Raw genomic sequence first — 23130 nt, forward strand, 5'->3', positions numbered from 1 at the left:
CTGCTCCGCGACCACCATTCCTAGCGGCGGCGAGGGTTTTCATGCGCGAGGCATTATTCCGTGCTGCGCAGCACAGTATGTGGCTCGCAAACGAGGAATCCGTGGCCCAACGCCAGTCGGAACGGATCACCCGGCAGATATACGAACGGACCGCGCTGCCGTTCCCGAAACTCGCCGGGCGCGCCCGGGCCGGCGGACCGCCATTCCTGGGAAACACCCTCCTCTGGCCGTACCCGCGCGGCTCGTCCGACATCATCGACCGCGCCAATTGCGCCGACCTGTTCCTCCGCGCCCACCCACGCTTCCGCGTCATCACCGAGTACGGCCTCGGCCGCGGCGCCCTGACCGCGGCGGACCCGGCCGAAAGTGTCCTGCTGTTCTGTCCGTTCGACGCCGTGCTCCCTCACCTCTCGGTGACCGCCGACGCGTTGCTCACGGTCGATGACCGGCCGGTCGACGCCGTGGCCAGCGAAATGATCATGGGCTTTTTGATGCGCGCCGGGCTCTGGCCCAAACCGGGGCGCGCGGCGATCGAACCCTTCCTCGACATCGGCCGTCCGCGCACCAGGCTGGTCAACGGAACGAGCCTCGCGCTGTTCAAGGCCGCGCAGATGGCGCTTTTCCAGCGGGAGTGCGACGACGGGTCGGGCCTCGGCACGGTGCTGCCGCAGGGACGCGTCGCCTGGGACCGCGCCGAGGCCATCGAGGCCAGCCTGGCGTGGTTCGCCGAGGGACACGACGTGGTGTACCGGCCGTTCGCGTCCTCACGCGGCACCGCTGTCTCCTTCCTCAGCCCCCGCGGCTCCCTGCCGCGCCGGCGCGCGGTCGAGGACGTGCTCGACGCGATGGAGGCGGCGATGGCCGACAAGTACGGCGAGGCCGACCCGTACCCGGTCACGCTCTCGACCTTCGTCCGATCCCGCAAGATCGACGGACGGGTGTGCGACGTACGCGTGTTCGTGGTCGCGGACCCGGAGGCCGAAGCCATCAGGGCGATCCCCGGCATGGTCGGTCTCGCGCAGGTCCCGTTCGGCGACAGGGACGAACTCGACACGGCCATGTGCTCGACCAATCTCAACGCCCCCGCCGACGAGGAGACCGTTCCCGGTCCCCGGGAGCTGCCGCTGTCGGATCCGGAGGTCCTCAGCGCGCTCGGTATCGGGGAGAAGGAGCTCGAACAGCTCGGCCGGGTGGCGGTCACGCTGTGGAGCCGGGCGGTCGCCACGGAGCGGGCTGCCACGGGGATCGCGCTGCCGTTCGCCTACGGCTCGGTCGACTTCCTCGTCACCGAGGCCGGACGGATCGCACCCATCGAGATGAACGGGGCCAATGTCGGCTCCCATACCTCCGTCCATCCGCTGTTCCTCGACTCCTTCGGGCTCGCGATGCGGGCCGCGCTGGAAGAAGTCCTGTGGTGAGTCCGTCTCGTCCGCCCGCGCACCGGTGACCGAGCCGATGGGCGCCCGGATCCGGATCGCCACGACGAGTGCCGCTCCGTCGGTCACCGCGATCTTCTTCGAGGAGGCCGACCACCCGATCGACGATCATGATGCCTACGTGTCCGCGCTGCTGCCGCTCGTCTGGGCCCGCGGGTGGAACTGCACGAAGGCCATCGTGATACGCAATGTCGACGACGTCGAGATCCAGGTGGATTTCGTGCAGATGCGCAAGACGGCGGCCCGTACCGGCCCGCGCGTGGAGACGCGTGGTGACTGCGGCAACTCCATGGTGGCAGCCGTGCTCGCCGTGTCGGGCGAGACCAAGCACCTCGATCTCCGGGTGCGCAACCGCTCCACGGGCATGGTCGCCTCGGTCCGCCGGCTCGGGCGGCGAGCGAGCTGGGAACTGGTCGAGGCCGACTTCACCGACGGCCTGGCAGGACGGCGGCCCGCCGACTTCGTGCTGCCGGTGGCGGCCGAGGGTGCCGGTGTGCCGGTGAGCGTGCTGGACGCGATGAACCCCTACGTCGTCGTGCGTGCTGCGGACGTCGGCGCGTCCGCGGACATGCTGCTCGCCGACAACCCGGGTCCCGCGCTGCTCGACCGGCTCGGTCTGCTGCGACACCGGGTCGGCGCGCTCCTCGGCGGACCGCGGGACAGCGAGTTCCCCAAGGCGGCCGTCGCGTGCTGGGGGCCTGGACAGCGGCTGCTCGGCCGGACCATCTACCTCGACCAATGGCATCCGGGCCTGCCCCTCACCGGCGGCATCACCCTGGCGCTGACGGCGCTCGCGCCCGGGACCGTGCTCTTCGACGGCGAACGCGACCACGTCACCGTGACGGACGGCCGTTCTGGAACCGAGGCCGAGATAGCGTGCGACGCCTCCGGCATCCGGAGATGCCTGATTCGCGGGCTTCAGGTCGCCTTGCTCGACGAACTGACCGCGCCCACGCGGCGCATGCCGGATCCGGCGACCGAAAGGGAGAATTCATGGAAACTCTGAGTTCCGACGGGCCGCTGTCGGGGCTGCGTGTGTTCGTCGGCGGGCCCATCCAGCACGCCCTGCTGCCGCCCGGGTTCGACGCCGAGCCGCGCGAGCTGATCTCGTCGGTCATCGAGACCGTCGAGGCGTCTGGTGCGACGGTGCTCTCCGCGCACCGGCTGGAGGGGTTCGGCAAGTACACGGATCGGTTCACCCCGGAGATGGTGTCTGTCCGCGACTACGGATGGATGCGGGAATGCGACGTGTTCGTTCCCGTGTTCCCCGTGCTGGCGGACGGGGTGTTGCTCCGTACCGACGGCACCCACGTGGAGGTCGGGTGGGCCAGCGCGCTCGGTCGACCGATTGTCCTGATCACCCGGCTGCCGTTCGTCGCGTCCGCGAGCCACCTGCTCAAGGGCATCTCCAGCGTGGGCAACGTGCGGGCGGTGGACGTCGAGGACTTCCGCCGCGATCCATCACACCTGGTCGGCGAGGTGCTCGTCGCCGTGGGCCGGCAGCGGCCCTCCGTTCCCGTCGGGACCGAGGGGTAGGCCCAGTATGCCGCAGACGACCACGACCGCGAACGTCCTGGGGCTGCGGTTGGCGAGCCCCGTCATCGTGGGATCCGGCCTCCTCACCGACCAGGAGCGCAACATCCGGCGACTGCTCGCGGCGGGGGCAGGCGCCGTGGTCACCAAGACGATCCATCCCGATCCGCCTCGCGACCTGGACGAGCGGATCGTCCGGCTGCCGACGGGCATGCTCAACAGCACGACGTACTCGAAACGGCCTGTTGCGGTATGGCTGGAGACTCTGCGCTCCCTGGCCGAGGATGGCCTGCCGGTCATCGCGTCGGTGCACGCCAACGATCCCCACGCCCTCGGCGTGCTTGCCGAGCGAGTCTCCGGCACCGGCTGCCGTGCGCTGGAACTCGGGATCTCATGCCTCAACGAGGACGGCGGGCTGCACGACACAGCGGACCGTGTCCGCGCCTACACCGAGGCGGTCCGGGGACGTACGAGCCTGCCGATCTCCGTCAAGCTGGCCGCAGGCGAGGGCCTCGAGGCCCGGGCCAGGGCAGCCGAGGACGCGGGGGCCGACGCGATCACCCTCAGCGACTCGATCTCCGGCGCCGACGTCTTGGCGGCCGGTGGCCTGAACCTCGGCGGCGTGTTCGGCTACTCGGGTCCCGGCATCAAGCCTCTCGTCCTCGCAGCCGTGTACGCGCTCCGCCGCCGCGGGTTCGAGCTGCCGATCCTCGGCTGCGGCGGCGTCTCCGACGGCGCTGACGTCCTCGCCTACCTCAGCGTCGGCTCGCAAGCGGTGCAGGTCTACACGGCGCTGCACACCGACATGATCGCAACGCTCGACCGCATCCTGCGCGAGACGGCGTCGCTCCTCGCCGCAGACGAGAACGCCCTGCCGTTCATCGTCGGCCGAGCCCTGAGGAAGTCGTCATGACATCCCGAGCCTTCGCGGACCTCTCCAGCGCCCACGTCGTGGACGCCGTCCGGGGACGGTCGCTGATCTGGCCCATCGGCAGCACCGAACAGCACGGCCCGCACCTGCCGCTCTCCGTCGACACCACGATCGCCGAAGCGATGGCCGCCCGGCTGGCCCGGGAACTGGACGGCTACGCGCTCCCCGCGCTCCCCATCGCGGCGCGCTCGCTCCCCCAATCCGGCGGCGGCCTGTCCTTTCCGGGAACTCTCCATGTGACGGGCGAATCCCTCATCCACTACCTGCGCGACGTCCTCCGCTCACTGGCTCCCTTGCCGTTCGCCCGGCTGATCGTCCTCAACGGCCACTACGAGAACGAGTCCCTGCTCTTCGAAGCCCTGGACCAGACCGCCCGGGACGGCTCCCTCCCCGGCCGAGAACTGATCGCCTTCAGCTGGTGGAGCCTCCTCGACGCCGAATGGCTGGCCGCGGAACTCCCCCGCTTCCCCGGCTGGCACGCCGAACACGCCGGCCTCACCGAGACCAGCCTCATGCTTCACCTCCGTCCCGACCTCGTCTCTGACGCCCGTCCCGAACACGACGACCCGCCCCGAGCCGGCGTCTACCTCCACCCCGTCGACCTCTCCCGGACGACGACCGAAGGCGTCCTCTCCTCGACCACCGGAGCCACCGCCCTCATCGGCGACAAGCTCTTCGAAAAGGTGATCGCCGAAGCGGTCTCCCTCGTCCTTTCCGGCGACGGCCTGGCCCGCCCGGAGCCGTCTGCGAGTGCCGTCGATGAGAGGCACAAAGCCCGGAATGAGCCGTGATGTGCCCCTGCCTTCCGCTCCGTGGAGTTGGTGTACCCCGGGTTTGATGGTCAACTGACGAGTTCCGAAGGGACGGACGATTCATGGTGCGCGACTTCTATGCCACCCTCGCCCAAGTGCTGCCGGTGCTGCTGCTGGCCTTCGTCTGGGACTCCGGCTACCTGGCACGGCTGGGAAACCAGGAACGGCACCACCGTCGCCACGACTCCGCCCACGGCGTCCGGTTCTGGACCAAGGGCAGGGTGCGCGCGTACGCGCTGCTGGTCACCACCGCCCTCCTGGCGGATCTCGGCCTGTGCGCCCTCGTCCTGGCCGACCTGATCCAGGACTCCTGGACCGTCCGCACCCTGGCACTCAGCGGGCTGGGCCTCGCCCTGGTGACCATCCTCACCAGAGTCACCTCCGACATCCTGGCTTCCACCCGTCCGTCGGAAGCCGCTCCAAAGATCCCGGACGCGACCGGTGACGCACCGGCTCTGCATGATCAGCCGACGTCGACATAGGCAGGAGTCCGCCGAGCCGGTCTCGTCGGGAGACCTCGAGGTCGCCGCGGACCGGCTCGGGTAGCGCCCCCGGCGGGCCGGCCTGCTTCAAGGCCGCTGAGCGGAGATCTTCCGGTGAGCCGGCCACGATTCTGCGCCGCCACCCTCCCGGCCGCCTTCTACCGAAACCTCCCCGCTGAAAGTTTCCTCAGCCCCAGCCCCTCCACCAGCGCCATCGCCGGCGGCCGTCGCCGCGCGCCCTCCCCTGGACGCCGGATGGCGTACCTTACTCCCGCTCACCCACATCCGCGTCCAAGGGAGTCGTCGTGCGTACATGGTTGGCCCGCGCCGTTGTGTCCTTCCTGCTGGTGCCGCTGACGGCCGCTCCGGCGGCCTCCTCCGCCGCGGCGCAGACGGACGCGCGTACGTGTGCGAAGGCGGACCTGCTGTTCTGCGAGGACTTCCAGGCCATGCCCGTCGGCGGCGCCGGCAGTCTCCGCTGGGGAATCGACACCAAGCACGGCACGCTCACCGTCGAGCACGGCGGGCGGCGGGGGCAGAAGGTGCTGCGGGTGCACACCGAAGGCAACGGCCGCGCGTTCCTGAAGGTGGACGACTTCGCCGCGCCGGGCAACAGCTTCTACGGGCGCGTACGGTTGCGGGCCGGCGCGTTCCCGACCGCGCCTCCCTGGGCGCACTACACGCTGGTCGAGGCGACCGGCGACGGACCCGAGATCGTCCGTCCGCTCGGCGGCCAGTACGCCCCGCCGCCCCACGGGGGAGCCGCGTACTGGGGCGTCGGCGCGGACGGCGGCCCCACCGGGGACTGGACGAACTGGCAACCCAGCGCGCCCTCCGTCGCCGGGGCATGGACATGCGTGGAGTGGCACATGGACGCTGGCGACAACCGGATCTCGTTGTGGTTCGACGGGGTGGCCAAGCCGGAGCTCACCGTGTCCACCCGGGAGCACGGCGGCAACCCGGTGGACTTCGTCTTCCCGCGGTTCGACACGATCAAGCTGGGCTGGCAGCTCTACCAGCAGAACCCGACGCCCGCCGGCTACGACGTGTGGATGGACGACATCGCGCTGAGCACCCGGAGAGTGGGCTGCTGACCGCGTTCGGCTTCGACCCGGCCACGGGCACGTTCGACGCCCGCACCCACTTCGCTGAACCCCGCGGAGGGCTTCGGGCCGACGTGGGTGCGGGGCTGGAACCGCACCGGGCCTAGGTCGTGACGAGCTGGCGGGTGATGCTGGGATCGCTGATCGTGGTGTCGTCCGCCAGCAGGAACGCCTTCGACAGGATGACCGACAGCATGCCGCCGTCCTCCTCGAACGGCAGGAACACCGATGCGGCGGAGCGGTCGCGGCCGGGGACGATGCACAGGTAGGCGTCGTTCGGCTCCATCAGGATGTTGCCCGACCCCAGATGAATGCGGTAGGTGCGCAGCTGCCCGCGCACGCGCAGGAACCGGTCGGTCAGCTCCACCCGGTCGGCGATCTTCAGCCGGGGCAACAGCCGGGCCAGCACGTCACGTCGCGTGCGAGCGGTCTCGCTCAGTTCGCCGAACCCGTACGACTGCCAGTAGCCGTCGTGCCCGGCCGCCGCCTGGTGGTCGAGCCCCAGGGACCCGACCCCCACGGCGAGGTCGGCGTCGCGCAGCAGCTCCGACAGCACCAGCGGCGGCACTTCGGTGAGCGGCGCGTCGCCGGGAAGGTCCGCGCGGCGGAACCGGATCGCGTCGGTGGCGGCGCAGGAGGCCGTGCCCCAGTCGTCCCGCTGGGGGTCGGAGGCCACTTGCATGCCCCAGCTCGCCTGCCAGCCGGCGAGCGTCTTGACGGCCGCTCCTTCGTCACCGCCGCCCTCGTAATCCCAGTGACCGATCGACAGCCCGCTCCAGCCGCGCTGCTCCAGCAGCGCCTTGGCCTGCCCGTAGCGCACGACATGGCCCTTGAAACGGTCGGAGTGGGTGCGGGTGCGCTCCTCGGCCGGGGTGAGCAGGTAGACCTCGCGGAACGCCTGCTTGAACGGCTGCCTGATCCCCCGCTCCAGCAGGTGGTCGCGCCAGCCGCGCACCCCCTCGGCACTCTCCAGGATGGGGTGCCACAACCGGACGGGCGTGTCGGCGCCCGGACGCACGGATGCGCCGCTCACGCCGGCCAGTGCCCATCCCCCGCCGTTCCTGACCGGCAGCCCGGCGAACCCGTCGGGGAGCCGCCAGATGAGGGCGCGGGTGTAGGGGCCGGTGACCGGATGGTCGAAGAAGTACTGCTCGACCTCCTTCCAGGACAGCTCGCGTTCGACGATGAGCATCTGCTCCAGGCGCAGCCGCTCGGCGGCCTGCGTGCGTTTGAGGTCTTTCAGGGTGGCCTTGAGATCGGCGAGCACCGGATCCTTGCGGATGGACTGGGGCGCCGACTTGACCACGCGCCCGGACGCGTTGACGAACCGCAGCCCCGGCCCGTCGACGTCGAGCCGGACGACGCAGTCGCCGGCCCGCTCCTCCCGGACCCCGTCGGGGCCGAGCCCGAAGGCCGGGACCGTCCGGTCGACGAGCTGTTCGTGGCTCAACCCCTCTTGTACGGCCACCGCGTCGAGGGCATCGGACGCCTTCGCCAGCAGGGCCGGTCTGCGCAGCCTGGCTCGCACGCGCGCGAGCACGCCCACCGTGTCGAGGCCGCCCCGCTTGGCCAGCACGTTCAGCGCGGCGTGGGCCAGTCTCTCGTTGCGGCAGACGGCGGCGCCGCCGGTGCCGTTGCGCCCGATGCCGCAGTTGACGGCGACGTCGCCGAGCAGCGTGGACACCCAGGGCGCGTCGATCACCTCGCAGGTCCACAACATGCCGCGCAGCGGGAGGGCGGTGTGGCGGGCGAGGAAGACCCTGCCGCCGGGCTCGCGGCTCTCGCGATGGGTGGCCACCCGAGAGAGGATCTCGCGCAGCACCGCCACGCCGTCGTCGGTGAGCAGCGTGCGGACCTTGGCGAGCCAGGCTTCGCCGGGCCTGTTGGCCTTGGCCTTGCGCCAGTGTTTCAGCAGGGGCAGCACGGCGGGGTGGGCCAGCCGGGCGGCGTACTGCCCCGCCATGGCACGGGCGATGGGGTCGCCGTCCCAGACCAGGCTGCGCACGACCCCGGCCGGCCCGTGCTCCGGGGGCTCGGTCAGGACGCGCTCCAGGTCCTTGCGTAACGCGGCCCGGCCCGGGCTGCGGTGGGCCGGGTGCCACGGCGGCGCGTCACCAAGGATCTGACGGCGCTCGGAGTATCCGAGCGTCGCGACGGCGGCCAGCGGGATCCGGTACAGGTCGGCGTGGCCGGTGTGACCGCAACTCGACAGCGCGTCGGCGATGTCCCACAGGGAACGCGTGTCCTCGAACGTCCAGGGGATGTCGCCATCGGCCACCTCGCGCACCAGCCGGAGCACCTCCTCCGGGTGCTCGTGGCCGCCCTTGTCGCCCAGGCTGAGCCGCAGTTGCGCCCACAAGCCGAACGCCCTGCGCCCGGCCTCGTCGGCGCCGGGCCGCCCGCCCGCGTCATACCGGGCGAACAGCTCACGCGGCAGCCCCTCGATGCGGTAGTTGAGCAGGTAGCCCTGGGACTGGGGAAAGTTGTCGAGGACGCCCATGTCAGCAGCCTCCGGCCCGCGCCACCAGGCGGACCGGCTCGCGCGCCGCGCTCGCGCCGGGCCGAGCGGGCGAGGCGATCTCAACTGCGCACCTGCCGGTGGCGCTCGCGTCTCTGAAGGTGGCCGTGGCCATGGGGGGCTCCATCGTCGTCGGTCGGTCAACGTGACGGGCCATGATTATCAACCGGCACCGACAATCCGGATGCGGGCGCGGGCCGGGGCCAGGAAACGCGAACAGCTTGAGGCCACACCCGTTGTCGTGCCTGCTGTACGAACTGCGCCAGCGGCAGTTCCCCGGACGGCGGCTCGGGCCGCTGCCACCCGAGCCGATCGGCGATCGCACGCCGAACAGCAGCCGCTGGACCGCCCCACCGGCCTCCCGGGCCAGGTGCGGGTGGCTGAGGAGCTCTGTATGTCTACCAGCATGCGGACCGCGAGAACCGCCGCCTCAGGCCTTCCAACGAACACCGCGCCCTTTTCATCCCCATGTTCTGATGCCCTGGGCGCGACCGACGTAGAGCAGCGGGGTACCCACGGGAATGAAACCGGGAGGGCGACATCTGACAAAGTGCTGGCCATGGCACATGCGAGTGGACAGGTGCGCGTCGGCATCCTCGGCCCCCTGACGCTGGACACCGCCATCGGCCCGACGCGGGTCGGGGGCGCGCGGCTGCGGGCGTTGCTGGCCCGGCTGGTGCTGGACGCCGGGCGTGCCGTCCGGCCGGCGACCCTGGTCGAGGCGCTGTGGGGCGAGGTGGCGCCGGAGGACCACCTGCACGCGCTGCAATCGCTGGTGTCCCGGTTGCGGCGCGTGCTGGGTGACCCCGGGCTGCTCACCTCGGGCCCGGCCGGGTACCGGCTGGCCGTGGAGCCGGACGCGGCCGACGCCGTCCGGTTCGAGCGGCTGGTCCGCGCGGGCCGGCATTCGTACGCGCAGTCGCGGCCGGCCGAGGCCGCCGCCACCTTGCGCGAGGCCCTGAGCCTGTGGCGCGGCCCTGCCCTGGTGGACGTGCGCGAGGCACCGTTCGCCGCGGCCGAGGCCGAACGGCTGGAGCGGGCCCGGTTGGCCGCGCTGGAGGACCGGGTCGAAGCCGAGTTGGCGCTGGGTGCCGACCTCGACCTGGTCGCCGAGCTCGAGTCGCTGACCGCCGCGCACCCGTTGCGTGAACGGCTGCACGCCCAGCTGATCCGAGCCCTGGCGGTGAACGGCCGCGGCGCCGAGGCGCTGGCCACCTACCAGCGGATCCGCGGCGTGCTGGCGGACAGTTTCGGCAGCGACCCCGGGCCGCAGCTCCAGGAGGCTCACCTGGCGGTGTTGCGCGGCGAGCTCCCCCGGCCCCGCAGATCGCGCGGCAACCTGGACATCCCGCTCACCAGCTTCGTGGGCCGCGACGACGACGTACGCCGCGTGGTGGATCTGCTCGGTCGAGTTCGGCTGGTCACCCTGGTCGGTCCCGGAGGATCGGGCAAAACCCGGCTGGCCAACACCATCGGCGGGCGGCTCACGCCGTCCGGCGGGGTGTGGTTCGTCCCGCTGGCCCCGGTCAGCGCGGACGACGTGCCCCGCGTGGTGCTCGACCTGTTGCGGGCGCGGGAAGAGGGCGCGCCGCAGCGGCCTGTCACCCCGGACACCGTTCTGGACCACCTGGTCGAGACACTCGCGGACGACGACCTGGTGCTGGTGCTGGACAACTGCGAGCACGCGATCGAGGCCGCCGCGACGCTCGCCGGGGCCCTGCTCGGCCGGTGCCCGAGGCTGCGGGTGCTGGCCACCGGTCGGGAAGCCCTGCGGATCGACGGCGAGACCTTGCACCCGGTGCTCCCGCTGGAACTGCCCGAACCGGGGGCGACGGCCGAGCGGGCCCGCACGTCCGCGGCGGTCCGGCTGTTCCACGACCGGGCCACCGCCGTACGGCCGGGCTTCGCACCGGAAGGCACCGCGCTGACCGCGGCAGTCGAGATCTGCCGCCGCCTGGACGGCCTGCCGCTGGCGATCGAGCTGGCCGCGGCGCAGTTGCGCGCCCTGCCGGTCGAGGCGGTCGCGGCACGGCTGGACGACCGCTTCCGGCTGCTCACCGGCGGCAGCCGTACGGCACTGCCGCGGCACCGGACCTTGAGCGCCGCGGTGGCCTGGAGCTGGGACCTGCTCGACACCGGCGAGCGAGCGCTGCTGGAACGGCTGGCGGTCCTGCCCGGCAGCTTCACCGAGGACGCGGCGGAGGCGATCGGCCGGTCGGGCGACGTCCGGGAGCTGCTGACGGCGTTGGCGGACAAGTCCCTGCTGCACCCGGTGCGGCCTGCAGACCCGGTCGAGCCGCGCTACCGCATGCTCGAGACCATCCGGGAGTACGGCCTCGCGCGACTGGTCCGGCGTGACGAGGTCGACGTCGTACGTGAGCGGCACGCCGGATTCTTCCTCCAGCTCGCCGAGACCGCGGATCCGCACCTGCGCACGTCCGACCAACTGCGCTGGCTGGCCCGCCTGTCCGCGGAACGGGACCACCTGTCGGCCGCGATCCGCTGGGCGGTCGAGTACGGCGACGCCGACCTGGCGGTCCGGTTCGGCGTCGCGCTGTGCTGGTACTGGTTCCTGCGGGACCACCCGCCGGAGTCGCTTGACCTGCTCGGCCGGGTGCTCCAGGTCCCCGGCTCGACCGACCAGCAGGCACACGCGCTGGTGGTCGTCGCGCACGCGCTCGCGACCACCGAGACCATCAGCCGGCCGGACGAGGCGGAAGCGGCCTTCGACCAGATCAGGAAGGCGCTGGAGCAGGCCGCCCCCGGCACCCACCCCATTCTGGAGATGGCCCGGTCGGCGCTCGCCATAAGCTCGGGACACGACGGAGCCGCACCGGACGAGCCGGCGGATCCGTGGAGCCGGTCGCTGGCCCTGCTGCTGCGTGGCGTGCTGGCCATGAACACCGGGCACCCCGTCGAGGCGACGCTCCTGCTGTCGCGCGCGCTGACCGGCTTCGAGGAACTCGGCGAGCGGTGGGGCCTGGCGATCACGCTGAGCACCCTGAATACGGCGTTGCAGCGCTCAGGCGAACCGGCCCGTACCTCCGCGCTGGTCGAGCGGGCCACCCGGTACTTCCAGGAGCTCGGCATGCCCGAGCACACCATGGAGAGCGAGGTGGCGGCCGCGCTGCACCGGGCGGAGGCCGGCGACGTGGACGGCGGGCGGCGGCAGCTCACGGACCTGCTCGACCGGGTCGAGCGGGCCGGGTCGGCGGAGTCGCGGGCTCAGGTGTGCCTGGGCTTGGCGCGGCTGGAGTGGCGGGCCGGGCGAGCGGGGCCGGCCCGCGAGCACGCCCTGGCCGGCCTGGCCGAGGCGCCACCCGGCCGGTCGACCCCGCATCTGACCGCGTTGCTGCTGGGCGTGCTCGCCCAGGTGGACGTCGCGGAGGGTGCTCCGGACGAGGCGGTACGCCGGCTCGACCACCCGGCGGTACACATGACGCTGACCTGGCACACGCCGGTCGCGGCCGCGATCGCGGCCGTGGCCGCCGCGATCGAGCTGTGCCACGGCCGGCCCGAGCGAGCGGGACGGCTGCTCGGGGCCGCCACCGTGCTGCGGGGCCGGGAAGACCTCGGCGACGACGACGTCCGAACGATCACACAGCGGGCCACGGCTGCCCTGGGCGCCGCCGGGTTCGCCGCCGCGCACGCCGCGGGTGCGGCGATGTCGCGGGCCGAGGCCGAAGACCTGGTCGCCGCGGTCATCACCGCGGCGTCCGGCCCGCGGAGGCCCCGGTAGGCACGGGCTTGCCGAACATCGTGCACGTCACGGCCGTCTGGAGCGCCCGGGCGGCCTTGGCGATCTTCGGGTCGGCCTCGAACTCGGCCCAGAGCTCCGTCGAGACGAGGACGGTCGCCGAGCGGGTGCCGGTGCGGTCGGTGATGCTGGTGGTGAGGTAGCCGGGCATACCGCCGTCGTGGCCCCAGAAGGTGCCGCACGGATGGGCACCGGTCTGGATCCCCAGCCCGTAACCGGGCCCGTCCGGCTGCCGCGGGTCCACCGGCACGGTGGTGCGCAGCTGTGCCAGCTGGGCATCGGGCAGTAGCTTGCCGGACATCAGCGCGGTGGAGAATCGGGACCAGTCCTGCGTGGTGGACACCACCGCCCCGGCCGGCCCGCCCCATCCGGGGTCATTGTCGGAGACGTTCACGTGTCCGTGGTGGCGCGCCCCGGCGAAGCTCCTGAACGTGGCCGGCACGGCCGGTGGCATGTGGGCGGCGTCCCGTTCATAGCCGCGGGCGTGAGATCCACGCCAGGTGGAGTCAGTGGCGAAATAGGTGCGTTTGAGGTTGAGCGGCCGGGCGATCCGATCCCGGACCAGATCGGCCAGGCTCGCCCCGGTGACCCGCTCCAGGACGGCGCCGATCGCGGCGTAGTTGGTGTTGCTGTACGACCACTTCGTGCCCGGCGCGAACAGCGGAGCGTGCTTCACTCCCACGGCCAGCAGCTTCGCCGACGTCCACCGTCGCCGATCCTTGCCGAGGAACGACGGCAGGAGCGCGGCGTCCTCGGTGTAGTCGTACAGCCCGCTGGTGTGGTTCAGCAGCATGCGCAGCGTGATGGCCTCGCCATTGGGCACCTTGCCCGGCAGCCACTTCTCCACCGGGTCGGTCAGGGCGAGCTTGCCCTCGGCGAGCAGTTGCAGCGCGAGCGTGGCCATCATGGTCTTGGTGTTGGACGCCACCCGAAATTCGTCTTCTGCCTTGAGCACGTGATCCCGCCTGGTCCAGGGGGCCTGCTCGGCGATCTCGACCGTCCGCCGGCCGTCATCGACCCGCACGATCACGCCGGGCGCCCCGGCGTCCACCAGCTTCCGCGCCAGCCGCTGAATCTGAGCGCGCTGCGCCTGCGTGCCGCTGTCCGCGTACGGCGTGGCCGCCGCGGCAACAGGGGACGTCGCGGCAGCCGGGGGCGCCGCGGCCACACTCGCGGCCAGTGCGGCAGCTGCGACCATGCGCAGCCGGCGTGGCCGGGCCGTGCGAGTCGGCGAAGAGACATGTTGGGACATTGACCGGTTCCTCCGGTGATAGGTGACGCGGACGAGCCCACCCTCCAACCGGCCGCTCACAAATCGCACACAGCAGGCTGGCAGCGCACTCCGCGGCGCGTCCGGCGTTCCGATCGTCACCCCGATGACGGCTCCGTTGACCATCGAGCCGGCGGTCAGGGCGGTGGCAGGCGGCGCACCATCACGCCGACGAACTCGTCGCCTCGCACGAAACCGAAGTCCCGGGAGTCCCAGCTGGCGTCCGGATTGTCGCCCAGCACGACCAGGGCATGCCGGGGCACGACGGTCTCGGGTGCGTCGCGGAACGCCGGAAAGCCCTCTTTCGGTACGGGATCTCCGGGAACCGCGACCGCCCGTTTGACGAGCAACCGCCAACCGGGATGATCCGGCTTGTCCGGCAACTCGTCCTCGCCACCCGGTTCGAGCCCAGGCGGCAGCCCGTCGACGGGCGGTGGATCCCCGATCCGGACGACCACGATCTGACCCGCGTGGACCAGCTTCGTCCTGCGCACGAGCAGCATGTCCCCGGAGCGCAGGGTGGGTTCCATGCTCGGCCCGTCGACGGTGGCGACCAGGTAGCGCCGGCGGATCCACCACAGCGCGGCTCCCAGCGCCAGCACGCCGCCTGCTGAGAGGAACAGCCTGCTCCACCTCATCGCGCCTCCTGATATCCCGCGGCCTGGAGGCGGAACAGGCGGGCGTAGTGGCCGTCCGCGGAGAGCAGTGCCTCGTGCGGCCCCGACTCGGCGATCCGCCCATCGTGGAGTACGGCGATGAGGTCGGCATCCCGAACGGCGCTGAGCCGGTGGGAGATCAGCAGGCTCGTACGACCCTGCCGGTACTCCCGGATACGGGTGTGGACCTCGTGCTCGGCCTCCGGGTCGAGGCCGGAGCTGGGCTCGTCGAGGATCATCAGATCCCTGCCATCGCGGACAAGGGCCCTGGCCAGTGCCAGGCGCTGCCACTGCCCGCCCGAAAGCACCACCCCCGTTTCCGGATCGCCCTTGTCCGCCTCGGAGAAGAACATGCGCGTGAGCAGCGTGTCGTAGCCGCGCGGCAGCCCCGACAGCGTGTCGTGCACTCCAGCGCGGACGGCCGCGTCTCTGATCCGGGCCGGCTCGTCCAGGGCAGGCAGGTCGCCGAGCCCGATGTTCTCGGCGGCGGACATGTCGAAGTTCATGTGGTCCTGGAACACAGCGCTGATCCGCTCGCGGAGCGCGGGAGGCGGGAGGTCCCGCAGATCCACGCCGTCCCACAGGATCTGGCCGCGCGTCGGGTCGTACATCCTGCACAGAAGCTTGATGAGGGTGCTCTTGCCCGCGCCGTTCAACCCGACGAGGGCGACCGAACGGCCGTGTGGAATCGCCAGATCGACGCCGCGCAGCACCCACGGATGATCGTCGTCGTAGCGGAACCAGACGTCTCGCAGCTCCAGGCCCCGGCGCAGCACGGGAGCCGTCCCCTCCGGCACGCTCGGCAGATCGGGCTCGGCCCTGATCACCGCGACGTAGTGAGAGAAGGTGAGAAGCTGCTGGTGGAAGGACGCGATCGAGGAGACCAGCGTGTCCAGCGCGGCCTGCACACCACCGACGGCCGCGACGAACATGGCGACGTCGCCGACACTGAGCGAGCCGTGACGGGCGGCCATGATCGCCCACCACAGCCCGGCGCCCGCGACGGCCGCGCTCAGTACCGTCAGTCCGCCCTGAGTGAGCAGTTCCCGCCGGTCCATCCGGCTCTCGGCGGCGTCGGCCTCGCGCCGCTCGGTCATCATCCGCGCGCGAAGGAACGCGCCGATGCCGAACAGCCGGATCTCCACGGCGGCCTGCACGCCGGTGAGCAGCCGGCTGTAGAAGAACTCGCGGCGGTGGATCCGCTCGGTGTCCCACTGCACGGCGGCCCGCCTGCGCGACAGGAGCAGTTCGGCGACGAGCGCCGGGATGGCGGCCAGCAGCACCAGCGCGGTCATGACGGGGCTGAGGATCAGCAGGGACCCCACGAACCCGATGAGGGACAAGATGCCGTGCAGGCTGCCACACAATCCGCTGACGAGATCGGCCGTGATCCCGGCGCCCTCTTGCGCCAGGCGCAGCCGGTCGAGGAACACCGGATCCTCGAAACGCCGGAGACCGACCTGCCGCTCGGCCGCCGCGAAGAGCCGGTCGGTCGCGACGGCTCCCGCACGGCGGCCGGTCTGAGCGCGCAGGTAGCGGCTGATCCCCGGAAGCGCGGCGGCGGACAGCCCCGCCGCCGCGAGCCCGAGCGCGAGCCCCGCGACCGTGCCTTCGGAGGTGGCCAGCCGGTCGATGACCGATTTGGTCAGCCATGCGGTGACGATCGGGGCCGCCGCCCCAGCGAGCGTCACGAAGACATGGCCGGTCACCCCTCCTGGGGCCGACCGCCAGGTCAGAGACACGGCCTCCGCCGCGGCCGAGACCAGTTCCCGCGGTCCGGCCGCGCTGCGCGCCCCGGGCACGTCGACCTGGCCGCCGCTCATGACGGCGACGCGACGGGGAGGTCCTCCAGGCGACCGCCCGCAGCGACGACGCGATGATCGGAGCCCAGAAGGTAGAGCGCCGGCGTCCAGGTGTTCCGGAACGCGCCGGCCACCGGGCCGTCGAAGTCCTCCTCGAGCACCCGGGCCACCGGCGTGAGCGCCGCCACCATGTCGGCCTCGTCACCGGCGACCACCGCCAGCACGTTCTGCCGTCCGAGGGCGCGGGCGTGCGCCACGAACTGGGGAAGGAGCTTGTGGCAGGGTTCGCATCCGGCGGAGAAGAACCCGACCAGTCCGGCGATCGAGTCGTGGGACACCGATTCGCCGTCGGCGGTGACGGCGGTGAACTCTCCGATGGGCGAGCCGGGACCCAGCGCGAGGGGAGGTCCGGCATGCTGGACGTCTCCCTCGCCCAGCTGTCGTATCCGGCGGACTAGGCCCAGGGTGAGCAGCAGGTTCGACACGCACAGCACGCCGATGAGCACGACAGCGGCGGTCAGGTAGGGCATCAGGGGTTCCTCACGAAGAGATCGGCGATGTCGTCGAAGGACGCGATCAGGTTCGCCCCGATCAGTTCCCGTGGCGGCTGCCGGGGCCGTCCCGTGTGAGCGGGCGGCGGCCGACCGCCGCCCGCGGTTGCTATGCCGACCGCGTCAGCAGGTGCCGACCCTGACCGTCTGGCACCCCTGGTCGAGGCAGCAGGAACGGAGGTACTTGACCCCGTCCTTGCAGTAGTAGGTGTTGGTGCAGGCGGCTTCCACGGTCACCTTGTGGGCGACGCGTGCAAGCAGACGATCCACGAGACCCATCATGATGTCTCCTCTCCGGCCCTTGCGGCCGAAACGATGATGATCACGATGATCTGGTCTTCCGAATTACGGCGCAACGGTCGAAATTAATTTCCGACCCCACGACAGGAGGAACCAGGCTTCCGATATTTCGGGCCCAAAGCAATGTTCTCTGCATGGACCGAAAAAGGCGTCCATGCAAATCGGAAGCATGATCGCACGGAACGATGAGGCTGCTTCAGAGGGCCTCGGGCGCTTGGCCCAGCAGTGCCGCGGACGTCGACCGCTCCGGTGCGCCGATGACCGTGAACAGCGCATGGGCCTGTCCCCAATGGCGTCGAGACTCCTCGCGCCGCGTGCCTTTCACGGCATGGCCGAGCGTCATCAGGGCGCGTGCGTAGTCCAGCCGCTGTCCGGATCGCCGGGCTTGCCGCAGCGCTTGCTCGCACGCCTCGACGCACTGCTCAACGTCGCCCGCCGCCAGGTGGATGGCGGCGAGCAGGCCGTGCAGGCGCGGCAGATTCAGCAGATTGGACGTGAGCGCCAGCGCCAGCGACCGGTCCGCCTCGTCCCACGCGGTCGCGTACCTGCCCTGGCGGTAATGGAACTCCGCGCGGCCGAGCAACACCTCGTCCAGGTCGATGCCCGTGTGCTCGGCAAGGTCCAGCGCGGCGTCGAGGCGGGCGAGCGCGCTGTCCGCTCTGCCGAGCTCCGTTTCCGCTCCCGCCATGCCGGTCAGCGAGGCGATCTGGCACCGGCGGTTCTCGACCTCCTCGGCGATGGCCAGACTCCGGCCGAAGACGTCGATCGCCCGCTCGTAGTTGCCGGCGTCGCGGTGCACCGAGCCGAACGTCTCGTACGTCACCGCCTCGGCGTACCGCAATCCGTCGGCCTCGGCCAGGGCCAGCGCTTCCTCCAGGGACGCCAGCGCCTCCGGGAAGCGGGCCTGCCTCTTGCGCACCAGAGCCAGATTGACCAGTGTCAGCGTCTGGAGATGCCGGTCGCCGGACTCCCTGGTCAAGGGAAGGGAAGCCCGCAGGCATTCCTCGGCGCGGTCCAGCCGGGCGAGTATGAGGTAGGCCGAGGCCAGGTTGTTCAGCCCGCCCGCCTCGCCGCGCACCGACCCCAGCGCGTGATGGATCTCCACCGACCGCCGGTAGCGAGGGATGGCCTGGTGCGGCTCTCCCTGCTGTTTCAGCACCACGCCGCAGCCTTGGAGCGCCCTGGCCTCGCCCAGCGGCCAGCCTGCCCGGCGCGACAGCGCCAGCGCGCGCTCGTAGTGATCCATGGCGTACTTGAGGTCGGCCACGCGCCATCGGGCGTGTCCGAGCGAGTGATGCATCGCCGCCTGCCCTCTGAAGTTCCCCTCCTCCTCGGCGGCGGCCAGCGCGATCTCCGCGAGACGCAGCCACTCCCCACGGGTCCGCCGGTGGTGCAGGATGTCCGTCAGTGCCTCGACCAGCAACCACGCGTACGGCCGCGGCCCGTGCGCGGCGGCGTGCGACACGGCGGCCACGAGGTTGTCCCACTCGGTGTCGAGCCAGTCGAGGGCGTCGGCAGCGGCGTCGAAGGTCGTCGGCGTGACCTCCGGCCGAGCCCCGTCGCAGGCGAGCTGCGCGACTTCGAAGCCGGCCGCCCCAGCGGCGCCGATGACCGTGCTCAGGTAGTAGTCGAGCAGCCGCTGGACGGCGGCCCGCCGCTCGCTCGCGGAATCCTCGACGAGGCTGCGCTGTGCGGCGTACTCCAGCACCAGGTCATGAGCGGCGAAACGGTGCGGCCCCGTCTCCTTGATCAGGTGGATCCGCGCCATCGTGGCGAGAAGGTCCTCGGCGCGCTCATGGCTGGTCCTCGTCAGGGCGGCCGCCGCCGCGGGGGAGATACCGCTCCCCCGCGCCAGTCCGAGCAGGCGGAACATCCGCTGCGCCGCCGGCTGCAGCGCGTTGTGCGACAGGTCGAGGGCCGCCTGTACGGCCACGCTCTCGTCGCCCTCCACGCGCAGCCTCACCAGCCGCCCCCGGTCCGCGAGCTGATGGACGTAATGGCCGATCATCCGGTGCCCGTGGTCGCCGATCCAGGACACGGCTATGGACAGTGCCAGTGGCAGCCGGCCGCAGAGCGCCACGAGCTCTTCGGCGGCGTCCGGCTCCCGGAGCAGGCGGTCCTCGCCGATGCCTTGGGCGAGCAGTTGGTGCGCCTCCCCGTGGTCCAGCACGTCCAGGGTGAGGCGCTCGATCGCGTCCATGGCCACCAGGCCGCCCAGCCGGCTGCGGCTCGTGATGACGGCCCGGCATCCGGGATCCCCGGGCAGCAACGCGCGTACCTGCTCCGGGTCGGCCACGTCGTCCAGGACCACCAGCACGCGCCGCCCTGCCAGAAGCGAGCGGTAGAGCGCGATCTGAGCGTCCAGCTCGACCGGTATGTCCTTCGCCGCCGCGCCGAGCCCCTGGAGGAGCAGCTGCAGCGCCTCGGGTAGGGACATCGGCTCCCGCTGGTCGAAGCCCCGCAGGCCAAGGAACAACTGCCCGTCGGGGAAGCGATCGCTCGCGCGGTGTGCCCACCGGATCGCCAGCGCGGTCTTCCCCACGCCGGCGGGGCCGACCACGAGCGTCACCCGGCCGGCGTCCATGCGCAGGAGCTCCGCGGAGCGGCCCACGAAGCGGCTGGTGACGGGCGGCAGCTGGCGCGGCACGGGCGCCGACCTGGCCGCCTCGGTCGCCGGCGCCTCCTCGAGCAGGCGCTGGTGGAGCCGCTGCAGCTCTCCGCTCGGTTCCACACCGACCTCGTGTACGAGCCTCCTACGGAAGTTCCGGTAGACCGCCAGAGCGTCGGGGAGCCGGCCGTCGTCGCGGAGTGCCTGCATGAGCAGTGCGTGGGGCCGCTCCCGGAGCGGCTGTTCGGTGAGGAGCCGTGTCAGGCCGGGCACGGCCGCCCTGCTTCGCCCCATCCCGAGCAGCGCGGCCGCGTGGCCCTCGGCCGCCTCGCATCTGAGCTCCTCGAGCCGGTGCCGCTCCGCGTGGGCGGCAGGGTCGGCCAGATCGGCGAAGGGGTCGCCGCGCCACAGTGCGAGAGCTCGGTCGTACAGATCCAGCGCGGCCTGGTGCCGGTCGTCCCCGGCGGCGTGCCGTGCGTTCTCCACCAGGCAGGCGAACTCCGCGGCGTCCACCGCGGCCGCTCCGGCGGCGATCATGTATCCCGGGCTCCGGGTGAGGACGACGTCCCGTCCATGGGGACTGAGCGCCCGGCGGAGCTCCGCGATCAGCGCGCGCAGCCGTGCCGGGGCGGAGGGCGGCAGATCGTCGCCCCAGAGGCGGTCGGCCAGCCGTTCCACGGACACCACACCGCCGGCGTCCAGGAGCAGGGCCGAGAGCAGCGTCCGCTGCCTGCCGGTCAGGTGGACGGGCCGGCCCTCGACGATGATCTCCAGGGGGCCGAGGAGGAGAAATCGGACACCGGACAAGATCACGGGTTCGAGGCTAGTCCACGCCTCCGACAGGAGCAATTTGCTCACGTGCGAGATCCATGCGGCGTCCATGCGTGCGACTGCCACGGTGTTGCCAAATCCCATCGCAGAGATTGGCTGATGCGCCGGTGAGGCCACAACTCAAAGGCATCTCCTGGGAGCGGGTCGGGGATGAGCTGCGGCTGGTCTATGACCCGCGCGACCAGCCGCTCCTGGCCGACAGTTGACTGCGTTCGTACGGGACGTCGCGAGCATCGGGCGCGAGACCATCGCGGTGGTGGGGGCTCGTACCGGCGCTCGCTCGCCAAGGTGAAGCGGGGGTTGGTGAACGCCCAGACCTCCAGCGCCGGGCAGCGCCACCTGCCGTACCTGCGCAGGCAGCCTGGTGGCACCTGCGGCGGCAGCGGGTACGACCAGGTGGCCGGTCCGTGCGGCTCGGCGGGCCGGCCTGCTCGAGGTGGACGTACGGGAGGTGCGCAGCCGGGCGAAGCGCGTAACCGGCGCCCGGCAGCGCGAGGTGGGTGAGCCGCTGCTGCAGGACCTGGGCCGCACACTCGCCATCCTTGACCGGCTCGGCCTGCCCATCTCCAGCTGTCCTGAAGCGCGGCGGGGACACCCCGACCGCCGGTTCTTCCGCCGGTACGCGGCCGGATCTGCCGCTCCTGAAGGTGCGAGCTCGTCAGGCATCCTCGGCGGCAATCGTCAACAGGCTCCACTCCACGGGCGCCTGCGAGAGAGAAGCTACAACGCTTGGTTAGGAGATCATTTGTTAGCATCCGCGCGTAGGCGTGTCATCGGGGTGATCGCGATGGCGCTCGTACCTCTCATGGTCGCGGTCGGGGTGGCCTGGGCCGCCGCCACCGACAACATGTTCCCCACCGCGCAGACCACCATCAGCTGCATGACCGGTATGAGCGCCAACTATCCCTGCCAGACGGACAACCGCGACGTCACGTTCTACATGGACAGCGGCGGCGAGTACGAGCTGGAGCAGGTCGACAAGAACACCGTCAACAACGTGATCGACAGCGAGTACCGCCCCACCGACCTGGCCTTCCACTACGATTCCTCGCCCGTGTTCTCGGGCGGCGCCGAGACGGACATCATCTACCAGGAGGGCTCCAACGGCATCCCGAGCAGCGCCGACGGCACGACCTGGTGCAACGCGTCGGGCGGTGACGGGGTCGACTGCGACCAGCAGTACATCCGCATCCGCGGCAACGGGCACTACACCAACACCCTGACGTGTCACGAAACCGGCCACGCCGTCGGCCTCCAGCACGGCGACGTCTCCAGCCCCCGGCTGTCCAAGACCGATTCCCGGCTCGGCTGCCTGCAGACGCCGGTCCCCCCAGGCGCCACCCTCGGCGCCAACAACCGTGACAACATCAACGCCACCTACTAGGAGGGGCCGTGAGGCGTCGTACGTACATCGCCGTCATCGGGGCGGCCGTCGTGGCCGGTGTCGTCGCGACCGCAGTCTTCTCGGGAGGCGGCACGCAGGCGCAGGCCAGGCCGGCGCAGCAGCCCCGGCAGGTGGTCATGGGCAGCGCCGAGGACCACCTGCCCAGCACCACCGCGGCCGACTGGGTGACCTACGCCGACCATGTCGTCGTCGTGGCCGCCACCTCCGAGCAGCTCCTGCCTCCCGGCCGGAGCGAGGTGGAACGGGGCGAGGGGCTGCTCGGCCGCACGGTGCGCTTGGAGGTCAAGCAGGTGCTGTGGTCACGGGAGGGAGCTCCCCAGCCCGCCCCCGGAAGCTGGGACTTCCAGGCCGCCGGAGCGGTCTTCACCGACGGCCAGGCCGACCGCCCGACCCCGATGGCCCTGCACGACCGGCCGCGCGTCGAGGCCGGCCACCAGTACGTCATGGCCATCGCCTGGGAGGCGGCCCAGTGCTCGCCCGGCGACGAACCCCGGCCCGCCGGCTGGGTCGGCCTCGGCGAGGGTTCCGAGCTGCCGTTCGACGGCGGTGTCATCGGCCAGGGCGAGTCGGAGGGCCGCACGCAGAGCGCCGACCAGGCCCGCAGGCTCGCCGCTGAGGAGGCGGGACCAGCAGCCGGCATCGAGGAGGAACTGGCCGGAGCTGACGCGGCCGCCCTCACCGCCAAGCTGAAAGCGGCGACACCGGGGCAGCGGCAGGAGTTCTTCCCGAAGGTCGCGGTGGACTCCTGCGGCTGAGCGGGACCCGACCGGGCGCGGTCGAGCTTCCGCCGAACGGTGGGTATCAGCAGGAACTGAGCGGGCCCTGCCGGCACGGGCACGGGCCCGCTCATTGCGCCATAGTGCGGCACTGCGCCTGCCGATAATCACCTCCATGTTGGGCTTCGCCTGGCCTGTCTGACCGTTACCCAGCACCTTCGCAGCGCCGCGGTTGCCGCCGATGGGCTGCCCCGCAGGGTTCTACGTCGGCCACGGCTTCTCGTCCGCCCGGACACCGTCCTACGCCGACACCGCGGCCTGATGAAACGGCGCCTTGCCCGTCCCTGCCGGCCTGGCACCGCCGTCCGGCCCGACGCTCCCAGCCCAAGCCCTACGCGATGGATTCTGAAGCGGTACAC

The 23130-nt window shown here is 71.5% G+C and carries 18 protein-coding genes; 10 read left to right on the plus strand and 8 right to left on the minus strand.

Annotation, left to right across the window (positions count from 1 at the left end):
• The first annotated feature begins 101 nt into the window (after positions 1-101).
• From ACFKCF_RS38350 to ACFKCF_RS38380, 7 genes are all read left to right on the plus strand, one after another.
• The gene (locus ACFKCF_RS38350; protein ID WP_394500208.1) at positions 102-1418 is read left to right on the plus strand and encodes a hypothetical protein; all 1317 of its coding nucleotides are present in this window, start codon (positions 102-104) and stop codon (positions 1416-1418) included.
• A gap of 25 nt (positions 1419-1443) precedes the next feature.
• Positions 1444-2442: a hypothetical protein gene (locus tag ACFKCF_RS38355; protein ID WP_394500209.1), complete on the plus strand. Its 999-nt coding sequence runs from the start codon at positions 1444-1446 to the stop codon at positions 2440-2442.
• Positions 2430-2972: a hypothetical protein gene (locus ACFKCF_RS38360; RefSeq protein WP_394500210.1), complete on the plus strand. Its 543-nt coding sequence runs from the start codon at positions 2430-2432 to the stop codon at positions 2970-2972. The genes ACFKCF_RS38355 and ACFKCF_RS38360 overlap by 13 nt, the downstream gene beginning before the upstream one ends.
• A 7-nt stretch (positions 2973-2979) precedes the next feature.
• A complete protein-coding gene (locus ACFKCF_RS38365; RefSeq protein ID WP_394500211.1) occupies positions 2980-3882 on the plus strand; it encodes a hypothetical protein in 903 nt (300 codons plus the stop codon).
• Positions 3879-4691, plus strand: a complete 813-nt coding sequence (locus ACFKCF_RS38370; RefSeq protein WP_394500212.1) for a creatininase family protein — start codon at positions 3879-3881, stop codon at positions 4689-4691. The genes ACFKCF_RS38365 and ACFKCF_RS38370 overlap by 4 nt, the downstream gene beginning before the upstream one ends.
• 83 nt (positions 4692-4774) lie before the next feature.
• On the plus strand, positions 4775-5194 hold the full coding sequence (locus tag ACFKCF_RS38375; protein WP_394500213.1) for a hypothetical protein: 420 nt from the start codon (positions 4775-4777) through the stop codon (positions 5192-5194).
• 305 nt (positions 5195-5499) lie between these two features.
• Positions 5500-6288, plus strand: coding sequence for a hypothetical protein (locus ACFKCF_RS38380; RefSeq protein ID WP_394500214.1), 789 nt, complete (start codon positions 5500-5502; stop codon positions 6286-6288).
• Between the two features lie 112 nt (positions 6289-6400).
• On the opposite strand, the gene ACFKCF_RS38385 is transcribed toward ACFKCF_RS38380, so the two are convergent.
• Both ACFKCF_RS38385 and ACFKCF_RS38390 read right to left on the minus strand, forming a co-directional pair.
• Complete coding sequence (locus ACFKCF_RS38385) at positions 6401-8797, minus strand: DUF4132 domain-containing protein (protein WP_394500215.1); 2397 nt, start codon at positions 8795-8797, stop codon at positions 6401-6403.
• A gap of 1 nt (position 8798) precedes the next feature.
• On the minus strand, positions 8799-8930 hold the full coding sequence (locus ACFKCF_RS38390; RefSeq protein WP_394500216.1) for a hypothetical protein: 132 nt from the start codon (positions 8928-8930) through the stop codon (positions 8799-8801).
• Positions 8931-9374: 444 nt separating this feature from the next.
• Between ACFKCF_RS38390 and ACFKCF_RS38395 the strand changes: the two genes are divergently transcribed.
• Complete coding sequence (locus tag ACFKCF_RS38395; protein WP_394500217.1) at positions 9375-12554, plus strand: BTAD domain-containing putative transcriptional regulator; 3180 nt, start codon at positions 9375-9377, stop codon at positions 12552-12554.
• On the opposite strand, the gene ACFKCF_RS38400 is transcribed toward ACFKCF_RS38395, so the two are convergent.
• From ACFKCF_RS38400 to ACFKCF_RS38425, 6 genes are all read right to left on the minus strand, one after another.
• On the minus strand, positions 12520-13770 hold the full coding sequence (locus tag ACFKCF_RS38400; RefSeq protein ID WP_394500218.1) for a serine hydrolase domain-containing protein: 1251 nt from the start codon (positions 13768-13770) through the stop codon (positions 12520-12522). The genes ACFKCF_RS38395 and ACFKCF_RS38400 overlap by 35 nt on opposite strands.
• Before the next feature lie 209 nt (positions 13771-13979).
• Complete coding sequence (locus ACFKCF_RS38405) at positions 13980-14480, minus strand: S26 family signal peptidase (protein ID WP_394500219.1); 501 nt, start codon at positions 14478-14480, stop codon at positions 13980-13982.
• The gene (locus ACFKCF_RS38410; RefSeq protein ID WP_394500220.1) at positions 14477-16321 is read right to left on the minus strand and encodes an ABC transporter ATP-binding protein; all 1845 of its coding nucleotides are present in this window, start codon (positions 16319-16321) and stop codon (positions 14477-14479) included. The genes ACFKCF_RS38405 and ACFKCF_RS38410 overlap by 4 nt, the downstream gene beginning before the upstream one ends.
• Entirely contained in the window at positions 16318-16830 is a 513-nt protein-coding gene (locus ACFKCF_RS38415; protein ID WP_394500221.1) for a peroxiredoxin family protein, read from the minus strand. The genes ACFKCF_RS38410 and ACFKCF_RS38415 overlap by 4 nt, the downstream gene beginning before the upstream one ends.
• 144 nt (positions 16831-16974) lie before the next feature.
• Complete coding sequence (locus ACFKCF_RS38420; protein ID WP_394500222.1) at positions 16975-17121, minus strand: hypothetical protein; 147 nt, start codon at positions 17119-17121, stop codon at positions 16975-16977.
• Positions 17122-17347: 226 nt separating this feature from the next.
• The gene (locus ACFKCF_RS38425) at positions 17348-20617 is read right to left on the minus strand and encodes a BTAD domain-containing putative transcriptional regulator (RefSeq protein WP_394500223.1); all 3270 of its coding nucleotides are present in this window, start codon (positions 20615-20617) and stop codon (positions 17348-17350) included.
• Between the two features lie 760 nt (positions 20618-21377).
• Here ACFKCF_RS38425 and ACFKCF_RS38430 point away from each other — a divergent pair.
• Together ACFKCF_RS38430 and ACFKCF_RS38435 are read left to right on the plus strand one after the other, a co-directional pair.
• Positions 21378-21974 carry a hypothetical protein gene (locus ACFKCF_RS38430; RefSeq protein WP_394500224.1) on the plus strand — a complete coding sequence of 199 codons (597 nt, stop codon included), beginning with the start codon at positions 21378-21380 and terminating at the stop codon, positions 21972-21974.
• Between the two features lie 8 nt (positions 21975-21982).
• Positions 21983-22750: a hypothetical protein gene (locus tag ACFKCF_RS38435; protein WP_394500225.1), complete on the plus strand. Its 768-nt coding sequence runs from the start codon at positions 21983-21985 to the stop codon at positions 22748-22750.
• The last annotated feature ends 380 nt before the right edge of the window (positions 22751-23130 follow it).

This window comes from Nonomuraea sp. JJY05, assembly GCF_043496855.1.
Classification (GTDB): Bacteria; Actinomycetota; Actinomycetes; order Streptosporangiales; family Streptosporangiaceae; genus Nonomuraea.